Source organism: Nitrosospira lacus, from assembly GCF_000355765.4.
In the GTDB taxonomy this organism is placed as follows: Bacteria; Pseudomonadota; Gammaproteobacteria; order Burkholderiales; family Nitrosomonadaceae; genus Nitrosospira; species Nitrosospira lacus.
Window position 1 is genome coordinate 2,534,735 of the sequence record NZ_CP021106.3, and the last position, 15,619, is coordinate 2,550,353.

Below are 15,619 nucleotides of genomic sequence, written 5' to 3' on the forward strand. Positions count from 1 at the left end.
AGGTGCGGCATTTGATCGAGTAGATTAAATATCCGAGCCTGGCGCTACACATCCTCCCCCAGGAATCCACCGCTTTGGTGACTCCAGAGGCGCGCATACAGACCGCTCGACGTGATGAGGCTTTGATGAGTCCCTTCCTCCACACTACGTCCCCTATCGATCACAATCAGACGATCCATCGCCGCAATGGTGGATAGCCGATGTGCGATGGCTATCACGGTCTTGCCTTCCATCAATCGGTACAAGCTGCACTGGATTGCCGACTCCACCTCGGAGTCCAATGCGCTGGTGGCTTCATCCAGTAAAAGTATTGGCGCATCTTTCAGCATCACACGCGCTATTGCAATCCGCTGGCGCTGACCACCCGAGAGCTTTATCCCGCGTTCCCCGACATGCGCATCATAGCCTTTGCGTCCCGCGGGATCGGTCAGACCCGCGATGAAATCATGCGCTTCGGCCCGTTTCGCGGCGGCGATCATATCCGCATCGGTGGCATCCGGCCGGCCATACAAAAGATTGTCCCGCACCGAGCGGTGCATGAGCGATGTGTCCTGGGTGACCATGCCGATATTGGCGCGCAAGCTGAGCTGGGTAACGTGCCTGATGTCCTGTTCGTCGATCAGTATGCCTCCCTGCTCAACGTCATAAAATCGGAGCAGCAGGTTCACAAGCGTGGATTTGCCCGCGCCTGAACGCCCAACCAGCCCGATTTTCTCGCCGCGTCGGATATGCAATGAAAAATGATTGATGACAGGCGTAGTTCCTCCGTAGCTGAAAACCACGTCCTCGAAGCGGATATCGGCTTTGTTAATCTGGAGAGGTTTTGCATCCGGACAGTCGGTCACCAGATGCGCTCGCGACAGCGTATTGATGCCGTCCCGCACCGTACCGACCTGTTCCAGCAACGATGCCATTTCCCACATGACCCAATGCGACATGCCGTTAAGTCTCAGCGTCATGGCACCGACGACCGCAACAGCGCCGACGCCGACCTGACCTTCTGTCCACAGCCATAAAGCGACTCCAACCGCGCTGATGATAAGACTCGCTCCCATGACCTGGTTCACCGTTTCAAAACCGGTGATCAATCGCATTTGCCCATGTACCGTTTTCAGGAACTCCTGCATGGCAGATCTTGCGTAACCCGCTTCCCTGCCGGCGTGGGAGAAGAGCTTGACGGTGGCAATGTTTGTATAGGCATCACTGATGCGCCCTGTCATGAGCGCCCGCGCGTCGGCCTGCAACTGGGAAACCCGGCTCATTCGCGGTACGAAATATCGCAATACAAGAATGTAGAGGACCAGCCACCCCATGAAGGGTATCAGCATCCACATATTGAAATTGCCCACCACGGCAATCAGCGTCAAAAAGTAAATCGTCACATAAACGAGTATGTCTCCCAGAATAAAGCAGACATCACGCAGCGCGAGTGCGGTTTGCATGACTTTGGCCGCTACCCGGCCGGCAAATTCGTCCTGATAAAAATTCATGCTTTGATTAAGCATCAGCCGGTGAAAATTCCAGCGCAGCCGCATCGGGAAATTTCCCCCCAGCACCTGGTGCTTAACGAGATTTTGCAATCCCACCAATACCGGACTGGCCACCAATATCGTTGCAAACAGCAGAAGCGTATACCGCTCCTGCTGCCACAAAAGAGAAGGCGGTATCTGGCCCAGCCAGTCGACGACTTTCCCCAGAATGGCGAACAATAGCGCTTCAAATGCGCCAATACTCGCGGTAAGCAGCGTCATCGCAACAAGATACCGCCGTATACCATCGGTGGCTTCCCAAATGAATGCCAAAAAACCCTTTGGTGGAATCCTGTCGGTGGTATCAGGATAGGGATAAATCACTTTCTCAAAATAATTAAACATTTGAAGCCTTAATCATTAATATGCTGAACGTAATGCCTGATCGCATTGCAAAGCCATCCAAATATAGTAATTCAGATGATTTTGGTGCAATATTCACCTGAGCGTGCTGTTTGATGGCAAGGAGAAGGGTGACGCTGAAGAGTATGGACCGCAAGTATGGGGCCACTTGCTTATCAGCTAAAAAAAAGAACCTGCCGAAAGGGCCGACAATTTGCTCTGTGACTACGCCGTCTTCCGCTCGAATTCTGCGCGAGATATTGGAGCAGCCAGGATATTCTTGCGCAAAAGCATGCAAGATACAAGGAAGAAGATCCAGGGCGACGCGGTCTGGGCAGGGCGACAACTGGAAAACAGCTCATGTATAAAATAATGGGACTATAATGCCAGGCGCCTATGCACACCTCACCTTGGTCAATCTGATCAGGGAACCGGCCAAGCTCGAGAGCCACGGCTTCACCTCCGAGGCAATCGTTTCAGTACTGGATTACTTCCGCTTTTGCGAACTTGGCGCGGTCAGCCCCGACTATCCTTACCTGGATATCGCCCATCCCGATGCCTGTCACTGGGCGGATCGCATGCACTACCAAAAAACCGGCGACATGGTCAAAGCGGGAATCGACCTGATCAGGAAGCTGAATGGTGTATCGCGGCAAAAAACGTTCTCCTGGTTGCTCGGATACACCAGCCATGTGGTAACCGATGTGACCATTCACCCTGTCGTTGAACTGAAGGTAGGTGAATATCAGAAGAACAAGGGGAAGCACAGGATCTGTGAAATGCATCAGGATGCCTATATTTTCCAGCGATTGAACATCGGAGAAGTAGGCTTGGCCGAGCATCTGGATTCGGGAATCTGGGGCTGCTGCGATACGCCCGGCAGCGGAAAGCTCGACCCGGCAATTGTAAGCATCTGGCAGAACATGCTTGAGAGCTGCTATTCCGATCCCTATCAAAGCGACCCTCCCATCATCGATAACTGGCACGGCGCATTCAAGTTCATTGTCGACAAGGCGGAAGAAGGCAATGTGCTCCCCCCCTTTGCCCGCCATGTCGCCGCCAATATCGGCTTGACCTATCCGGCTATTGCCGATCTCGACAAGCAATATTTGGTGGGCTTGGCGACGCCTATGGGTGTGATGAATTATGACCAGATATTCGACCGGGCGATGGAAAATGTACTGGCCGCCTGGTCGCATATTGCCGATGCTGTTTTTAAAAACGATGATGCCTACCAAATGGCGGCGGTTAACTGGAATCTGGACACCGGCAAAGACGATAATGGCGCCTATGTCTACTGGAAAGACAGGAGAGGCATGGCCTGATCATGATCAAAAGCACCGTTACCATTATACTTGTACTTTCTTTCCTGGCAGGTTGCGCGTCCAGCCAGAGGCGTGTTGATAGCGAGGAAATGTATATCAAGGCTTCCGCGCTGACCAAACTGGCGGCAGCGGTGGAATCGACGGTGCGATACAAGGATCCACCACCGGGATTGAGCGAACGCGAATTGCTCGCGCTGGCAACCCGGCACGACCCGATCCTGCTGGAGAATTTCAAGGGCTATAAGGTCAGGGTATTGCGTTACGAACGCCACTCGGTCGTGCTGGTATGCGATGCAACCGGCACGCATGCGTTACTGGAAGATGCGGGATGCAGCGGCCCCATGGACCGCAATCGCTGGATGGGAGAACCGGTGCCATGCGAATTCTCGATCGACACGAAAGCGGTTTGCGGGAAAGATTGACCGCCCTTGCACTTGCCTCTCCCAGGACCGTTACCTGTCTGCTCGCCGAATCGCTGATCCGGCGTCAGCTTTGAAAAGATCAGCCATCCATTTCCCTCTCAGAATAGATGCGCGATATTCAACCTATTTCGGCTAGATAATGCTTTCAATTTTAGCGCTAATTCTCAAGAAGACCATCACGCTCTTCGTGCTGGCGGGACCTGTTTCCATGATCCCGGTTTTTCTCGCCGCCACGGAGGGGCTTGATCTGCACGGCAAAGGCCGCTTTGCCAGGACCATTGGATTGAGCGTCACGGTAGCGTTGCTGGTGGCAACATTTCTCGGCATGCCCATTTTGGGATTACTCGGCGTATCACTCGGGGCGATGCAGGTTGGTGGAGGGGTTATTGTCTTGTTACTGGCAATAGCAATGGTTCTTGGGAAGGAATCAACCTTCAAGGGATCTCCCTCGGTCACTAGTGAACATGGGGTTCGGGAAGCGGCAATCGTTCCCCTGGCGGTGCCGCTGCTGGCCGGGCCGGCGGCATTCAGCTATGTCATGGGAAATAGCGCATGGCAAACCTCCGCAGATCTGGTCCACATCGTGGTGCCTATCTTTATCGTGGGTATCGTGTGCTGGATAACTTTCTATACGGCCTGCCAGGCGGAGAAGAAAATTCGGCAATCCACTCTGGATGTTATACAGCGCGTAGGAGGGCTTATCCTTGCCGCGATAGCCGTGGAGATGATGGCCGCCGGGTTACGTGGACTGTTTCCCATGCTTACTCCGGCCTAGCAGCCTGTCGGACTTGAAGAATCGAAGTACAGAAATGGCTCGGCGAGGACAGATTTTGACGATCTTGAGGCCGATAGTTGTTCTATTGGCCGAAAAAGCGGTGAAATATGGCGGGCCCGATACTTTTAAGTCCTGTTTTTGCAGCTGATTATTTCCTTCACATCCGATAGACTGCTAGTTCATTTTGAATATAGAGAGTGCGAGGCGGAAGTTCATATTTCCAGATAGCAGCGGTTGGACAGTCGAGCTTCTGCTTCAATGCCGCCGTTCATGCCCGGCAGCAACAAGCATGGTTATAAATTGCATACTCAGCGCCAGCGGCTATCACATTTGCAGGTACTATCTGAATTCGCCCACTCAAGATCTGTAATCTCCTAATGCAAAGAGAAATTGAAGAGAAATCCAGGTACGCCGTTGTAGCGGCCGTACAACTACCGGGCGTGAGCGATGACGAGTTTGAGGCGTCGCTGAGCGAGCTGCGCGAACTTGCAAAAACACTGGGGTATGAGGTCGTCCGCACGTTCGTGCAGAAGCGCTCAAGCTTCGACAGAACGGCATACCTGGGCGTCGGCAAACGGCAGGAAATACGCAGCTTCTTGAACAACGACCCCCCCGCGTTCGAGGAAATAGTCGCCAACCCTGATAGCCGGGATATCGATATTATCCTGGTCGACCATGAGATTTCGCCATCGCAGGCGCGCAACCTTGAAAAGGAGGCCGGCTGCGAGGTAATGGACCGCACTATGGTCATTCTCGAAATTTTTCATCGCAACGCCCGCTCTCGTGCTGCGCGCGCCCAGGTGGAGATCGCGCGCCTCGGGTACATGGCACCGCGCCTGCGCGAGGCGGCGAAGCTTGCGGGGCCGCAAGGGCGGCAGCGCAGCGGCGTCGGCGGCCGGGGAGGCGGCGAGTCGCACACTGAATTGGATCGACGCAAGATCCGTGACCGCATCGCCGAACTTCAACAGGAAATCGTCGCGATGGAAGTCGAGCGCAAGACGCAGCGTGCGCGGCGGCAAGAGCGCCAAGGGTTCGCTGGTGTGGCGCTGGTCGGTTATACGAACGCCGGCAAGTCCACCTTGATGCGGGCTCTCACGGGAAGCGAGGTGCTGGTCGCAAATAAACTCTTCGCTACGCTTGATACCACAGTGCGTGCCCTTAACCCGGAGAGTGTGCCACGCGTGCTCGTCAGTGACACGGTCGGTTTCATAAAGAATTTGCCACACGGGCTCGTCGCCTCGTTCAAGTCAACGCTAGACGAAGCGCTTGATGCATCCCTGCTGCTCCATATCATCGATGCAAGCGACCCCGGGGTTGAGCGCCAGCTTGAGGTCACTGATGAGGTGCTTGAGGAGATCGGTGCGGATGTCGTGCCGCGCATCCGCGTCTTCAACAAGATCGACCACGTCGGCGACGCAGCGGCGCAAGCTGAGCGAGAAGCGGCCTTGCGGGCACAGTACCCGAATTGCGTCGTGATGAGTGCACGCCGCCCTGACGAAGTCGCGAAGCTCCGCCAGGCGATCGTCGCGTTTTTCCAGCAGGACTTGGTGGAGGCCGAGCTTTTTCTTCCCTGGTCGGCACAGCAACTGCGCGGGGGAATCTACGCAAGCTGTCAGGTGCTGGAGGAGTACTCGGACAACGAAGGCGCCTTCTTTCGGGTTCGCGGCGAGCCCAACGCCGTGAAGAACCTGCGCGAGCAATTCAGCCAGGTGCGATAAATTCCGAATTGTTTACCGGCTGCCGACCAATCATGATGGAACCGATAGAAAGTAAAGAACGGTAAGCTGTTGGGATGCAATCGCCTGATCATTTTCAAACAGCACGGATAGTCAATATTCGACCGGCAGCAACACCAGATAGGTATAAAATGGCTTAAGCCAGACTTGAAAAACTACGGTCAATGGCGGCAAAAAGTAAAATGATCCAAGTAGGAACCGCTAGTTATCGAGTGGTTGCCTTTGTTACTATGTGAACATCATCAATGCAAGGAGAGCATCATGGCAAAAGGTCAGCAAAAGAAAACCAAAGAAGCAAAGAAACCTAAAAAGAAACCGACACCTGCTATCTGACTCGCTCTTGCGCTGAACAGGTCGAGTAACAGGGAAGGATGAAGGATATCGCCGATTTGCGATGTCTGGTTATCAAGATTAACTGCCAGTACTAGCCCGGCTTTGAAACGAAAAGTGCTTGAATCGCCGCAAGCCTTTATTTCAGACAAATCCTGAGCTTCCCCTCGACTGTCTCCTGCAAGAATTTCCTGACTAAGATAAGTCTGGGGAGGCTCCTGTTTTGGTAGCAATTACAGGAAGTTGAATTGATGGATCTCCAATTGAAGAACAAATCAGCTTTGGTTACCGCTTCATCGGGAGATGGCGGTGACTTTCAAATTAAGAAAAGCAAAGGTGGGTTGAGAATGTCGAAGAAGGTTGAAATCAAATGGTTGAGCGAACCAGAAGAGCACGACTATCAAGCAGCGCTATCGTACCTCTGCCTGCTCTACGACGAACAGACAGCCATCACTCATGCGGATAAATTGAAACGCGCATCGATATCGAAGTTCAAGGCAAAAGATATTTTCAGGGCGTCCAATCTATCATTGCTCGGGGTAAGCAACGCCCATGTCGAAAAAGACCAGCAGAAAATAAAATTGGGGGAGCAGTTATCGCCCCTCCTTCTGACAAGAGATCCGGTTAACGGAAAAGTGATCGTTGCGGATGGATATCATCGATTATGCGCGGTCTACACCTACGACGAAGATGCTGTCATTCCATGCAAGATCGCGTAATACCCTTACCTCAGTTCTGCCGTTGCAACACCGTATCCCGGGCCTCCGGCAACAGCTCCGGATAATCCCGGCTGTAGTGCAGGCCGCGGCTTTCATGGCGCAGCATGGCACTTTGCACGATCAAATCAGCGGTATCCACCAGGTTGCGCAGTTCCAGTAAATCGCTGCTGACACGGAAGTTGGCATAATACTCATTGATTTCCTCATGCAGCAGCTGGATACGATGCTGCGCGCGCTGCAGGCGCTTGGTGGTACGGACAATGCCAACATAGCTCCACATGAAACGGCGCAGTTCATCCCAATTGTGCGAGATGACGATTTCTTCGTCGGCATTGGTGACGCGGCTCTCATCCCACTGCGGCAATTCAACGCCAAGCTGAAAAGGCTGGCCGACGATGTCCTCGGCAGCCGCCTGACCGAATACCAGACATTCAAGCAGCGAATTGCTCGCCAGCCGATTGGCGCCATGCAGGCCGGTATGGGCGGTTTCGCCAATCGCATAAAGATTTTCCAGATCCGTCTTGCCATTCCAGCCGGTAACGATGCCGCCACAGGTATAGTGCGCGGCGGGTACAACGGGGATGGGCTGTCGAGTGATATCGATACCGAATTCCAGGCAGCGGCTATAAATATTGGGAAAGTGCCCTCTGAGGAAATCCGCTGGCTTGTGAGAAATATCAAGATAAACGCAATCGAGCCCGCGTTTCTTCATTTCGAAGTCGATCGCGCGGGCGACGATATCTCTCGGCGCAAGCTCCGCGCGCGAGTCATGCCCCGGCATGAAGCGCGAGCCATCAGGGAGTTTAAGCAAACCGCCCTCACCCCGCACCGCCTCGCTGATGAGAAACGATTTGGCGTGCGGATGATAAAGACAGGTGGGGTGGAACTGGATGAATTCCATATTGGCCACACGGCAGCCCGCGCGCCAGCCCATGGCAATGCCATCGCCGGTGGCGGTGTCGGGATTGGTGGTATAGAGATAAACCTTGCCAGCGCCACCTGTGGCCAGTACGGTGCTATTGGCGCCGATGGTATGGACCTTGCCCGCCGCGCTGTCCAGCACATAGGCACCATGGCAGCTGTTGCTGTTTTTCTTGGCGCGGCCCAGTTTTGCACTGGTAATAAGATCGATCGCGACATTGTGCTCAAGTACCATGATATTGGGATGTGTGCGCACCTTCTCGGTCAGGGTCCGTTGCACGGCCTGACCGGTCGCATCCGCCGCATGAATCACTCTTCGCACACTGTGGCCACCTTCCCGCGTCAGGTGATAGCCTGTTTCGTGACCCTCATCGCGGGTAAATGGCACCCCCTGTTCGATCAGCCACTGAATGGCGCGTGAGCCGTTTTCCACCACGTAACGGGTCACCTCCTCATTGCACAGACCCGCGCCCGCAGTCAACGTATCGCGAATATGGATCTCGGGCGAATCCTCTTCCGATAATACCGCGGCGATTCCCCCCTGGGCCCAGCCACTGGCGCCGTCCAGCAGCGCCCCTTTTGTGATAAGCCCCACCTTCTTGCTTTGCGCCAGATTCAGTGCAAGGGTGAGGCCCGCCAGGCCACTACCAATTATCAGCGTATCAAAATGAAGCCGGGGTGCCTGAGTTTGCATGAATGATCTTCCTGAGAGCGAGAAATCATAACAGACTCATTGCATACGTGGCGCTTTGTTGAACTGCTCGTTTCCATCTCATTGCTCCGCTAAGAGCCATGACCGGCAATATTCTTCCTCCGCTTGAACTTCATCTTTTCCGTAAATCCGCCACATTTAGGATAATAACCACGTTTTCAAGTGAACTAATTTATACAGCCCGTTGTCTCTTGCTACAGAACAGGAACGGCACGCCTTGTGTGTAATTCCCCCATGACCCTTGAACGGGTATACTTGGACAGCTATGTCATAAACGTAGCAATCCAATACCAATCATAATATTCAGGGATCAGGCGGGATGGGTGACCGGGAAATTGACCAGCAACTGGTGGAACGCGCGCAACGTGGCGACAAACAGGCGTTCGATCTGCTGGTGGTCAAATATCAGCGCAAGCTGGCGCGTTTACTGTCGCAATTTATTCGTGATGCGACCGAAGTGGAAGATGTGACCCAGGAAGCCTTTATCAAGGCTTATCGTGCGCTACCGTCATTCCGCGGCGACAGCGCGTTTTATACCTGGTTGTACAGGATTGGCATTAATACCGCAAAGAATTTTCTGGTGGCCCAGGGGCGCCGGGCACCGACCACCAGTAATGGATTTGATGCCGAAGATGCCGAAGGCTTCGAGGAAGCCAGCCAGCTTCGGGAAATGAATACGCCGGAAAGCGAACTTACCAGCAAGCAGATCGCTCAAACGGTTAATCAGACCTTGGAAGAATTACCTGAGGAATTGCGTACGGCAATTACATTGAGAGAAATTGAGGGGCTGAGTTATGAGGAAATCGCGGTTATCATGAACTGCCCCATCGGTACGGTGCGATCACGCATATTTCGTGCTCGCGAAGCGATAGCGGAAAAACTACGGCCCCTATTGGGGACCGGCAAAGATAAGAGGTGGTAGCATGAAGAGTCAGATATCGGCATTGATGGATGGTGAGCTGGATGAGGAAGATGCGGCCAGTATAATCACTCAACTCAAGAAAACAGAGGAATTACGCGATGAATGGGCAGTTTATCATCTGATTGGCGATGCCATGGGGCGGCCAGAGGCGAGATCCGCGCATATCGCACGACGCGTCAGCGCAAGGTTGGCTGTGGAACCGACCGTGCTGGCACCCCGCCCTCAGACGGCAAGGCACAAGTCTAAAGCCTATGCAGTCGCAGCTTCGGTAGCAGCGGTAGCCGCAGTCGGGTGGATAAGCCTGCAGACCGCAGACCGGTCGGCGGAAAATCTGGCGGCCAGCCAACCGGCTCCCGTAACCCTGGCGGCAAATGCGCCGATCTCTCACTCAACTGCTGCCGCTGCGCAAACAATCCCTGTCATTTCGGTTTCTGCGCCCGCTCCCGCCCAAATTAACCATTACCTGTTGGCACATGGTCAATTTTCGCCTAATACGGCGATGCATGGCGTAGCGCCTTATATGCGTACGGTCGCCGAACCGCGCGAAAACTCTGCCAGATGACACGGGTAGCGCTGGCTGCCCTGGTGGTGCTATCTGGCATCATGCAGCCCGTATTCGCCCAACATCCGTCTCGTTCGTCTCCCGAAGCGCTCGAATGGCTGCAAAAGATCGCTGCCGCGCCGCGCCAGCACAACTATATCGGCACTTTTGTCTACTCGTCCGGCAATCATATTGAAACATCCCGCATTATTCACTTGGTGGATGCGGAAGGCGAGCATGAGAAAAGCGAGGTGCTGGACGGCGCTCCGCAGGAAATCGTTCGAAATAACGATGAAATGAGATGCTACATGCCGGAGAGCAAGACTATCGTAACCGAAAAACGCTGGCTGCAGAAAGTTTTTCCCGCCTTGCTGCCCCAGCCGTTGAGCAGTCTCGACGATAGCTATATTGTCAAGCTAGGCGGACAAGAGCGTGTCAGCGATCATGCCTGCCAGATAATCGAACTGGAACCCAGGGACGATAAACGCTATGGCCACAAGTGGTGGGTGGATACTCGTAGCGGCGTGCTGCTGAAAGCCGCGGTGATGGATAAGGACCGGGTGGTGGAGCAATTTGTTTTCACGCAGTTGAAAATCGGCGTCGAAATCGATAAGGAATCGTTGAAGTCAAAATATATGGCGAAAGCCGCCGGATGGCGCACTATCAATCTGGTGTCGTCCACCTTGGGAAGCGGCAAGCTCGGCTGGCAGATCAAGGATCCGCCGCCTGGGTTTAAAAAGGTTATTGAAATGAAACGCAACCTTTCCGGAAAACCGATGCCGGTCGGCCATATCGCGTTATCGGACGGTCTTGCCGCCGTCTCGGTATTCATTGAACCGGTATCCGGCCAAGTAGCTCCGCCGGTTGAAGGGCTTTATCGCAGTCGTGGCGCTATCAATATTTACAGCCGTACCGTTGCGGACCATATTGTGACGGCGGTTGGCGAAGTGCCGCCAGCCACCGTGATGCAAATCGGCGACTCGGTAGTCAGCCACAGAGTGAAATGAGGCTTAAATGAGGCACGGATGCTTTGCATATCCCATATCGGGCCCCGGTTGCGGGGGCATCCGCTAAATTACAGCAATGCATATTGGTTTATTTGCCTAAAGCCGATATAAATCCATTTGGAATTTCCTTCCCAGCAAACTTGCATGATGGTTGTTCGGTATGATAGGTTGACAACGTTCAGTTGATCATCTCTTAACCGTTTCATATTGTTTATGGTGTCTTTATCAAAGGCGGAAAATGATAGCTAAATATATTCTGGTGGCGCTGTTCGGATTTTCTACCATAGTCTCTGCACAAACACAGGTATTGCCTGATTTCACCAGCATGGTCGAAAAAGAAGGAGCCTCCGTGGTGAATATCAGTACCGTCCAAGCCCCCAGCATGGCCGGTAACCGGGCTTATCCAGGCATGCCGAATATTCCGGAGGATGATCCTTTTTTTGAATTCTTTCGCCGCTACATGCCTCCTCATGGCGCTCCCAGAGATTTCGAATCAAAATCACTGGGTTCGGGCTTCATCATTACCTCGGATGGGTACATCCTGACCAACACACACCTCGTGGATACCGCCGAGGAAATTACCGTAAAACTTACCGACAAGCGCGAATTCCGCGCCAAGCTGATCGGTGCCGACCGCAAGACCGATATAGCGCTCCTTAAAATCGATGCCACCGGCTTGCCCAAGGTGACACAGGGCGATCCAAACAAACTCAAGGTAGGCGAATGGGTGGTGGCGATCGGCTCGCCTTTCGGATTTGAAAACAGCGTGACCGCCGGTATTGTCAGCGCTAAAGGGCGGTCGCTGGCGCAAGAGAATTTCGTGCCCTTTATTCAAACTGATGTAGCGATTAATCCCGGTAATTCCGGAGGCCCGCTATTCAACATGAAAGGTGAAGTAGTAGGCATCAATTCACAAATTTACAGCCGTACCGGCGGCTTCATGGGATTGTCGTTCGCCATTCCCATTGACGTGGCCACGGATATTTCCAACCAGTTGATTGCCCACGGGAAAGTGAGCCGCGGCAGAATAGGTGTGCTGATCCAGGAGGTAACCAAGGAACTCGCCGAATCCTTCGGATTGCCCAAACCGCATGGTGCACTGGTTGCATCGGTGCAAAAGGATGGGCCCGCGGATAAAGCGGGCATTGAAGCAAGAGATGTTATTCTGAAATTCGATGGTAAACCTGTAAATGCCTCGGGCGACCTGCCGCGCATCGTGGGTTCCACCAAACCGGGATCAAAGGTGCAGGTACAGGTATGGCGGAATGGCTCCACCAAAGAACTGACGGTCACAGTAGACGAAGTCGCACCGGAGGAAAGAGTTGCGGGCCGCGCCGGTAAACGGGGCAAGCCATCCGACGCAGCCAATCGCATCGGACTGAGTCTGAGCGAACTTACCGCCGAGCAAAAACAACAGTTGGATATAGAAAATGGCCTGCTGGTGGAGGATATGCTGCCAGGTATCGCCAGTCGTGCCGGGGTTCGCCCGGGTGATGTGATCCTCAGCATTAATAACCAGGATGTCAAAACCGTTGAGCAGTTCAATCAGTTGCTCAACAAAATCGAGAAGGGGCGCAACATCGCAATACTGGTAAGGCGCGGTGATACAGCGACTTTCATCACGATGAAACTCAATGGCGATAACAAGTAGCGTGCCTGCTCCCGATCCAGTGGAACTGACCGTGTACGGCCGGGAACATTGCCATCTCTGTCACGACATGATTGCTGCCCTGCAGAAATTGCAGGCGCGGCTTTCTTTCCACCTCAAAGTGGTGGATGTGGACAGCGACGCGGATCTCAAGTCACGTTATGGCGAACGCGTCCCTGTGTTGGTGTCGGGAGGGCAGGAAATTTGTCATTATCATTTTGATCCTGTGGCGCTGGCCCGGATCTTTCCTCAGATCACCGTATAATGGCCCCTGCGAAGGCTGGGTAAATATCCAGGTTAGCAGCTTGTCAAACTTAAGGAATCAAAGCGGGAAAGCGCTGGATGAGGAGAGATTTTGAAGACCAATCCTTGTTCTATCGACTAAAAAAGGCGGAATATAGACCGGCCAGACGCTTCTACAGCCGATTTCCTTTAGGTTCGATCGGTTGCCAGATGCTTATTTTGCCAAAATTCGCTAAAATGCATACTTCTTGATTAAAACAGGGACTGCCGGATATGGGCAGAACTTGCGGTGAATTGGCCATAAGTTTTAAAAAGGGCACAGCATGTGCCCTTTTTTAGTTATCACCGTGCCATCCGGCCAACACCTTCTTTGATTATCCCGCCTCTGATCGATGATCCTAAATCCCGCAGTTGACCGCTCATTTTTTCATTTAATGACTCGTAATGGCTTTTTTCTTCACTGGCTCTTTACTTTTATGGTGAGTTCACTACAGGACGGAGTGTGCGGTTTTTGCGGCACAGGGTTGCGTTGCAAATCCTTGGAATGGAATGATCCTTCCGCGCCGTTGCGCCTTGCCCTGAACCCTAAAAACCGCACATTCCACCCCGTCCAACTGCCGAACTTAGGATGATGCAGCACATTCGTAATTTTTCCATCATTGCCCATATCGACCATGGTAAATCCACCCTGGCGGACCGCATCATCCATTTATGCGGCGGCCTTTCAGATCGAGAAATGGAGGCGCAGGTATTGGATTCCATGGACCTGGAGCGCGAGCGTGGAATTACCATCAAAGCACAGACCGCCGCTCTGGAATATAAGGCGCGCGATGGCAACGTATACTTGCTGAACCTGATCGATACGCCGGGGCATGTGGATTTCTCTTACGAAGTGTCGCGTTCTCTCGCCGCGTGCGAAGGTGCGCTCCTGGTGGTGGATGCGTCACAAGGCGTGGAAGCGCAGACCGTCGCCAATTGCTATACCGCAATCGAGCAGGGTGTGGAAGTGGTGCCGGTGCTGAACAAGATCGATCTGCCCGCTGCCGAACCGGAACGCGTAATCAAGGAAATAGAAGACATCATTGGCATAGACGCTCAACATGCGGTGCATGCCAGCGCCAAAACCGGTGTGGGCGTGGAAGATATCCTGGATGCGGTCATCTCACGCATCCCCCCTCCGAAGGGAGACCCCTCGGCGCCCTTGAAGGCGCTGATTATCGATTCGTGGTTTGATAATTACGTAGGTGTAGTCATGCTGGTGCGGGTACTGGATGGGGTGCTCAGACCGAGGGACAGGATATTGCTCATGGCCAGCAAGGCCGTTCATCTGTGTGAGCAGGTTGGGGTATTCACGCCCAAATCAAAAAACCGGGAATCGCTGAGTGCCGGTGAAGTCGGCTTCATTATTTCCGGTATCAAGGAATTGAAATCCGCGAAAGTGGGCGATACCGTAACATTGGCGGATCGCCCCGCTGCCCAGCCGATGCTCGGTTTCAAGGAAATAAAACCCCAGGTATTCGCCGGACTTTATCCGGTGGAATCCAATCAGTACGATGCTTTGCGCGATGCGCTGGAGAAACTGAAGCTCAACGATTCATCCCTGCAGTATGAACCCGAGACGTCGCAGGCGTTGGGTTTTGGTTTCCGTTGCGGCTTCCTCGGTCTTCTGCATCTTGATATTGTCCAGGAGAGACTGGAACGCGAATACGGGATGGATCTCATCACCACCGCGCCTACGGTGATATATCAGATAGTGATGCGCGACGGAACGATCATGGAAATCGATAATCCATCGCGAATGCCCGATCTCTCCAAAATAGAAGAAATCCGCGAACCGATCATTACCGCCACCATACTTGTTCCACAGGAATACGTGGGATCGGTCATTACGCTATGCATCAGCAAGCGCGGAATACAGAAAAATATGCAATATATGGGCAGACAGGTGATGCTGACCTACGAGATGCCGCTCAATGAAGTTGTCATGGACTTTTTTGACAAGTTAAAATCCACTAGTCGCGGCTATGCCTCGCTGGATTATGAATTCAGGGAGTTTCGCGCCTCCGATCTGGTCAAGCTGGATATCCTCATCAATAGCGAAAAAGTGGATGCACTCTCGCTCATCGTGCATCGCGCCAATAGTCAGTACCGGGGGCGTGAACTCGCGCAGAAAATGCGCGAACTGATTCCGCGGCAAATGTTCGATATCGCGGTACAAGCCGCCATCGGCGCGCACATCATCGCCAGGGAAAGTATCAAGGCATTGCGAAAAAACGTGCTCGCCAAGTGTTACGGCGGGGACATTTCCCGTAAACGCAAGCTGCTGGAAAAACAGAAAGCGGGGAAAAAACGCATGAAGCAGGTGGGCAATGTTGAAATTCCGCAGGAAGCTTTTCTTGCAATTCTGCAGGTGGGCGACAAGTAGCGAATTAGTATGACACTGGGCA

14 protein-coding genes are annotated in these 15,619 nt (G+C 53.3%); 11 read left to right on the plus strand and 3 right to left on the minus strand.

The window, feature by feature from the left end; all coding sequences use genetic code 11:
- Positions 1-44: 44 nt before the first annotated feature.
- Positions 45-1,874 (minus strand): ABC transporter ATP-binding protein, encoded by a 1,830-nt coding sequence (locus EBAPG3_RS11485; RefSeq protein ID WP_004177437.1) that lies wholly within the window; start codon positions 1,872-1,874, stop codon positions 45-47.
- Positions 1,875-2,254: 380 nt separating this feature from the next.
- On the opposite strand from EBAPG3_RS11485, the gene EBAPG3_RS11495 reads away from it, so the two are divergent.
- From EBAPG3_RS11495 to hflX, 4 genes are all read left to right on the plus strand, one after another.
- Complete coding sequence (locus EBAPG3_RS11495; RefSeq protein ID WP_004177438.1) at positions 2,255-3,196, plus strand: zinc dependent phospholipase C family protein; 942 nt, start codon at positions 2,255-2,257, stop codon at positions 3,194-3,196.
- Positions 3,197-3,198: 2 nt separating this feature from the next.
- Complete coding sequence (locus tag EBAPG3_RS11500; RefSeq protein WP_004177439.1) at positions 3,199-3,618, plus strand: hypothetical protein; 420 nt, start codon at positions 3,199-3,201, stop codon at positions 3,616-3,618.
- A gap of 139 nt (positions 3,619-3,757) precedes the next feature.
- The gene (locus tag EBAPG3_RS11505; RefSeq protein WP_004177443.1) at positions 3,758-4,393 is read left to right on the plus strand and encodes a MarC family protein; all 636 of its coding nucleotides are present in this window, start codon (positions 3,758-3,760) and stop codon (positions 4,391-4,393) included.
- Positions 4,394-4,770: 377 nt separating this feature from the next.
- Positions 4,771-6,111, plus strand: a complete 1,341-nt coding sequence (hflX, locus tag EBAPG3_RS11510; protein ID WP_004177444.1) for a GTPase HflX — start codon at positions 4,771-4,773, stop codon at positions 6,109-6,111.
- A 290-nt stretch (positions 6,112-6,401) separates the two neighbouring features.
- Here the strand turns inward: hflX and EBAPG3_RS11515 are convergent, their stop codons facing one another.
- A complete protein-coding gene (locus tag EBAPG3_RS11515) occupies positions 6,402-6,611 on the minus strand; it encodes a hypothetical protein (protein ID WP_004177446.1) in 210 nt (69 codons plus the stop codon).
- 99 nt (positions 6,612-6,710) lie between these two features.
- Here EBAPG3_RS11515 and EBAPG3_RS11520 point away from each other — a divergent pair, with 99 nt between their 5' ends.
- Positions 6,711-7,178 (plus strand): hypothetical protein, encoded by a 468-nt coding sequence (locus tag EBAPG3_RS11520; protein WP_004177447.1) that lies wholly within the window; start codon positions 6,711-6,713, stop codon positions 7,176-7,178.
- 10 nt (positions 7,179-7,188) lie between these two features.
- Here the strand turns inward: EBAPG3_RS11520 and nadB are convergent, their stop codons facing one another.
- Positions 7,189-8,793, minus strand: a complete 1,605-nt coding sequence (gene nadB / locus EBAPG3_RS11525; RefSeq protein ID WP_004177449.1) for an L-aspartate oxidase — start codon at positions 8,791-8,793, stop codon at positions 7,189-7,191.
- Between the two features lie 337 nt (positions 8,794-9,130).
- On the opposite strand from nadB, the gene rpoE reads away from it, so the two are divergent.
- The 6 genes from rpoE (at position 9,131) to lepA (ending at position 15,597) form a co-directional block, all read left to right on the plus strand.
- Positions 9,131-9,733: an RNA polymerase sigma factor RpoE gene (rpoE, locus tag EBAPG3_RS11530; protein WP_004177450.1), complete on the plus strand. Its 603-nt coding sequence runs from the start codon at positions 9,131-9,133 to the stop codon at positions 9,731-9,733.
- 1 nt (position 9,734) lies between these two features.
- On the plus strand, positions 9,735-10,295 hold the full coding sequence (locus tag EBAPG3_RS11535; protein ID WP_004177452.1) for a sigma-E factor negative regulatory protein: 561 nt from the start codon (positions 9,735-9,737) through the stop codon (positions 10,293-10,295).
- A complete protein-coding gene (locus tag EBAPG3_RS11540) occupies positions 10,292-11,281 on the plus strand; it encodes a MucB/RseB C-terminal domain-containing protein (protein ID WP_004177453.1) in 990 nt (329 codons plus the stop codon). Before EBAPG3_RS11535 ends, EBAPG3_RS11540 begins: the two co-directional genes overlap by 4 nt.
- A 238-nt stretch (positions 11,282-11,519) precedes the next feature.
- Positions 11,520-12,932 carry a DegQ family serine endoprotease gene (locus tag EBAPG3_RS11545; protein ID WP_004177454.1) on the plus strand — a complete coding sequence of 471 codons (1,413 nt, stop codon included), beginning with the start codon at positions 11,520-11,522 and terminating at the stop codon, positions 12,930-12,932.
- A complete protein-coding gene (locus EBAPG3_RS11550; protein WP_151898942.1) occupies positions 12,916-13,194 on the plus strand; it encodes a glutaredoxin family protein in 279 nt (92 codons plus the stop codon). The genes EBAPG3_RS11545 and EBAPG3_RS11550 overlap by 17 nt, the downstream gene beginning before the upstream one ends.
- A gap of 606 nt (positions 13,195-13,800) precedes the next feature.
- On the plus strand, positions 13,801-15,597 hold the full coding sequence (gene lepA / locus EBAPG3_RS11555; protein ID WP_004177457.1) for a translation elongation factor 4: 1,797 nt from the start codon (positions 13,801-13,803) through the stop codon (positions 15,595-15,597).
- The last annotated feature ends 22 nt before the right edge of the window (positions 15,598-15,619 follow it).

Excerpts from the sequence above, each read along its gene's own strand:
- rpoE (WP_004177450.1), top strand. The coding sequence starts at position 9,131 with ATGGGTGACCGGGAAATTGACCAGCAACTGGTGGAACGCGCGCAACGT.
- EBAPG3_RS11505 (WP_004177443.1), top strand. The coding sequence starts at position 3,758 with ATGCTTTCAATTTTAGCGCTAATTCTCAAGAAGACCATCACGCTCTTC.
- lepA (WP_004177457.1), top strand. The coding sequence starts at position 13,801 with ATGATGCAGCACATTCGTAATTTTTCCATCATTGCCCATATCGACCAT.
- EBAPG3_RS11545 (WP_004177454.1), top strand. The coding sequence starts at position 11,520 with ATGATAGCTAAATATATTCTGGTGGCGCTGTTCGGATTTTCTACCATA.
- EBAPG3_RS11495 (WP_004177438.1), top strand. The coding sequence starts at position 2,255 with ATGCCAGGCGCCTATGCACACCTCACCTTGGTCAATCTGATCAGGGAA.
- nadB (WP_004177449.1), bottom strand. The coding sequence starts at position 8,793 with ATGCAAACTCAGGCACCCCGGCTTCATTTTGATACGCTGATAATTGGT.
- EBAPG3_RS11485 (WP_004177437.1), bottom strand. The coding sequence starts at position 1,874 with ATGTTTAATTATTTTGAGAAAGTGATTTATCCCTATCCTGATACCACC.
- EBAPG3_RS11540 (WP_004177453.1), top strand. The coding sequence starts at position 10,292 with ATGACACGGGTAGCGCTGGCTGCCCTGGTGGTGCTATCTGGCATCATG.
- EBAPG3_RS11500 (WP_004177439.1), top strand. The coding sequence starts at position 3,199 with ATGATCAAAAGCACCGTTACCATTATACTTGTACTTTCTTTCCTGGCA.
- hflX (WP_004177444.1), top strand. The coding sequence starts at position 4,771 with ATGCAAAGAGAAATTGAAGAGAAATCCAGGTACGCCGTTGTAGCGGCC.
- EBAPG3_RS11520 (WP_004177447.1), top strand. The coding sequence starts at position 6,711 with ATGGATCTCCAATTGAAGAACAAATCAGCTTTGGTTACCGCTTCATCG.
- EBAPG3_RS11550 (WP_151898942.1), top strand. The coding sequence starts at position 12,916 with ATGGCGATAACAAGTAGCGTGCCTGCTCCCGATCCAGTGGAACTGACC.
- EBAPG3_RS11535 (WP_004177452.1), top strand. The coding sequence starts at position 9,735 with ATGAAGAGTCAGATATCGGCATTGATGGATGGTGAGCTGGATGAGGAA.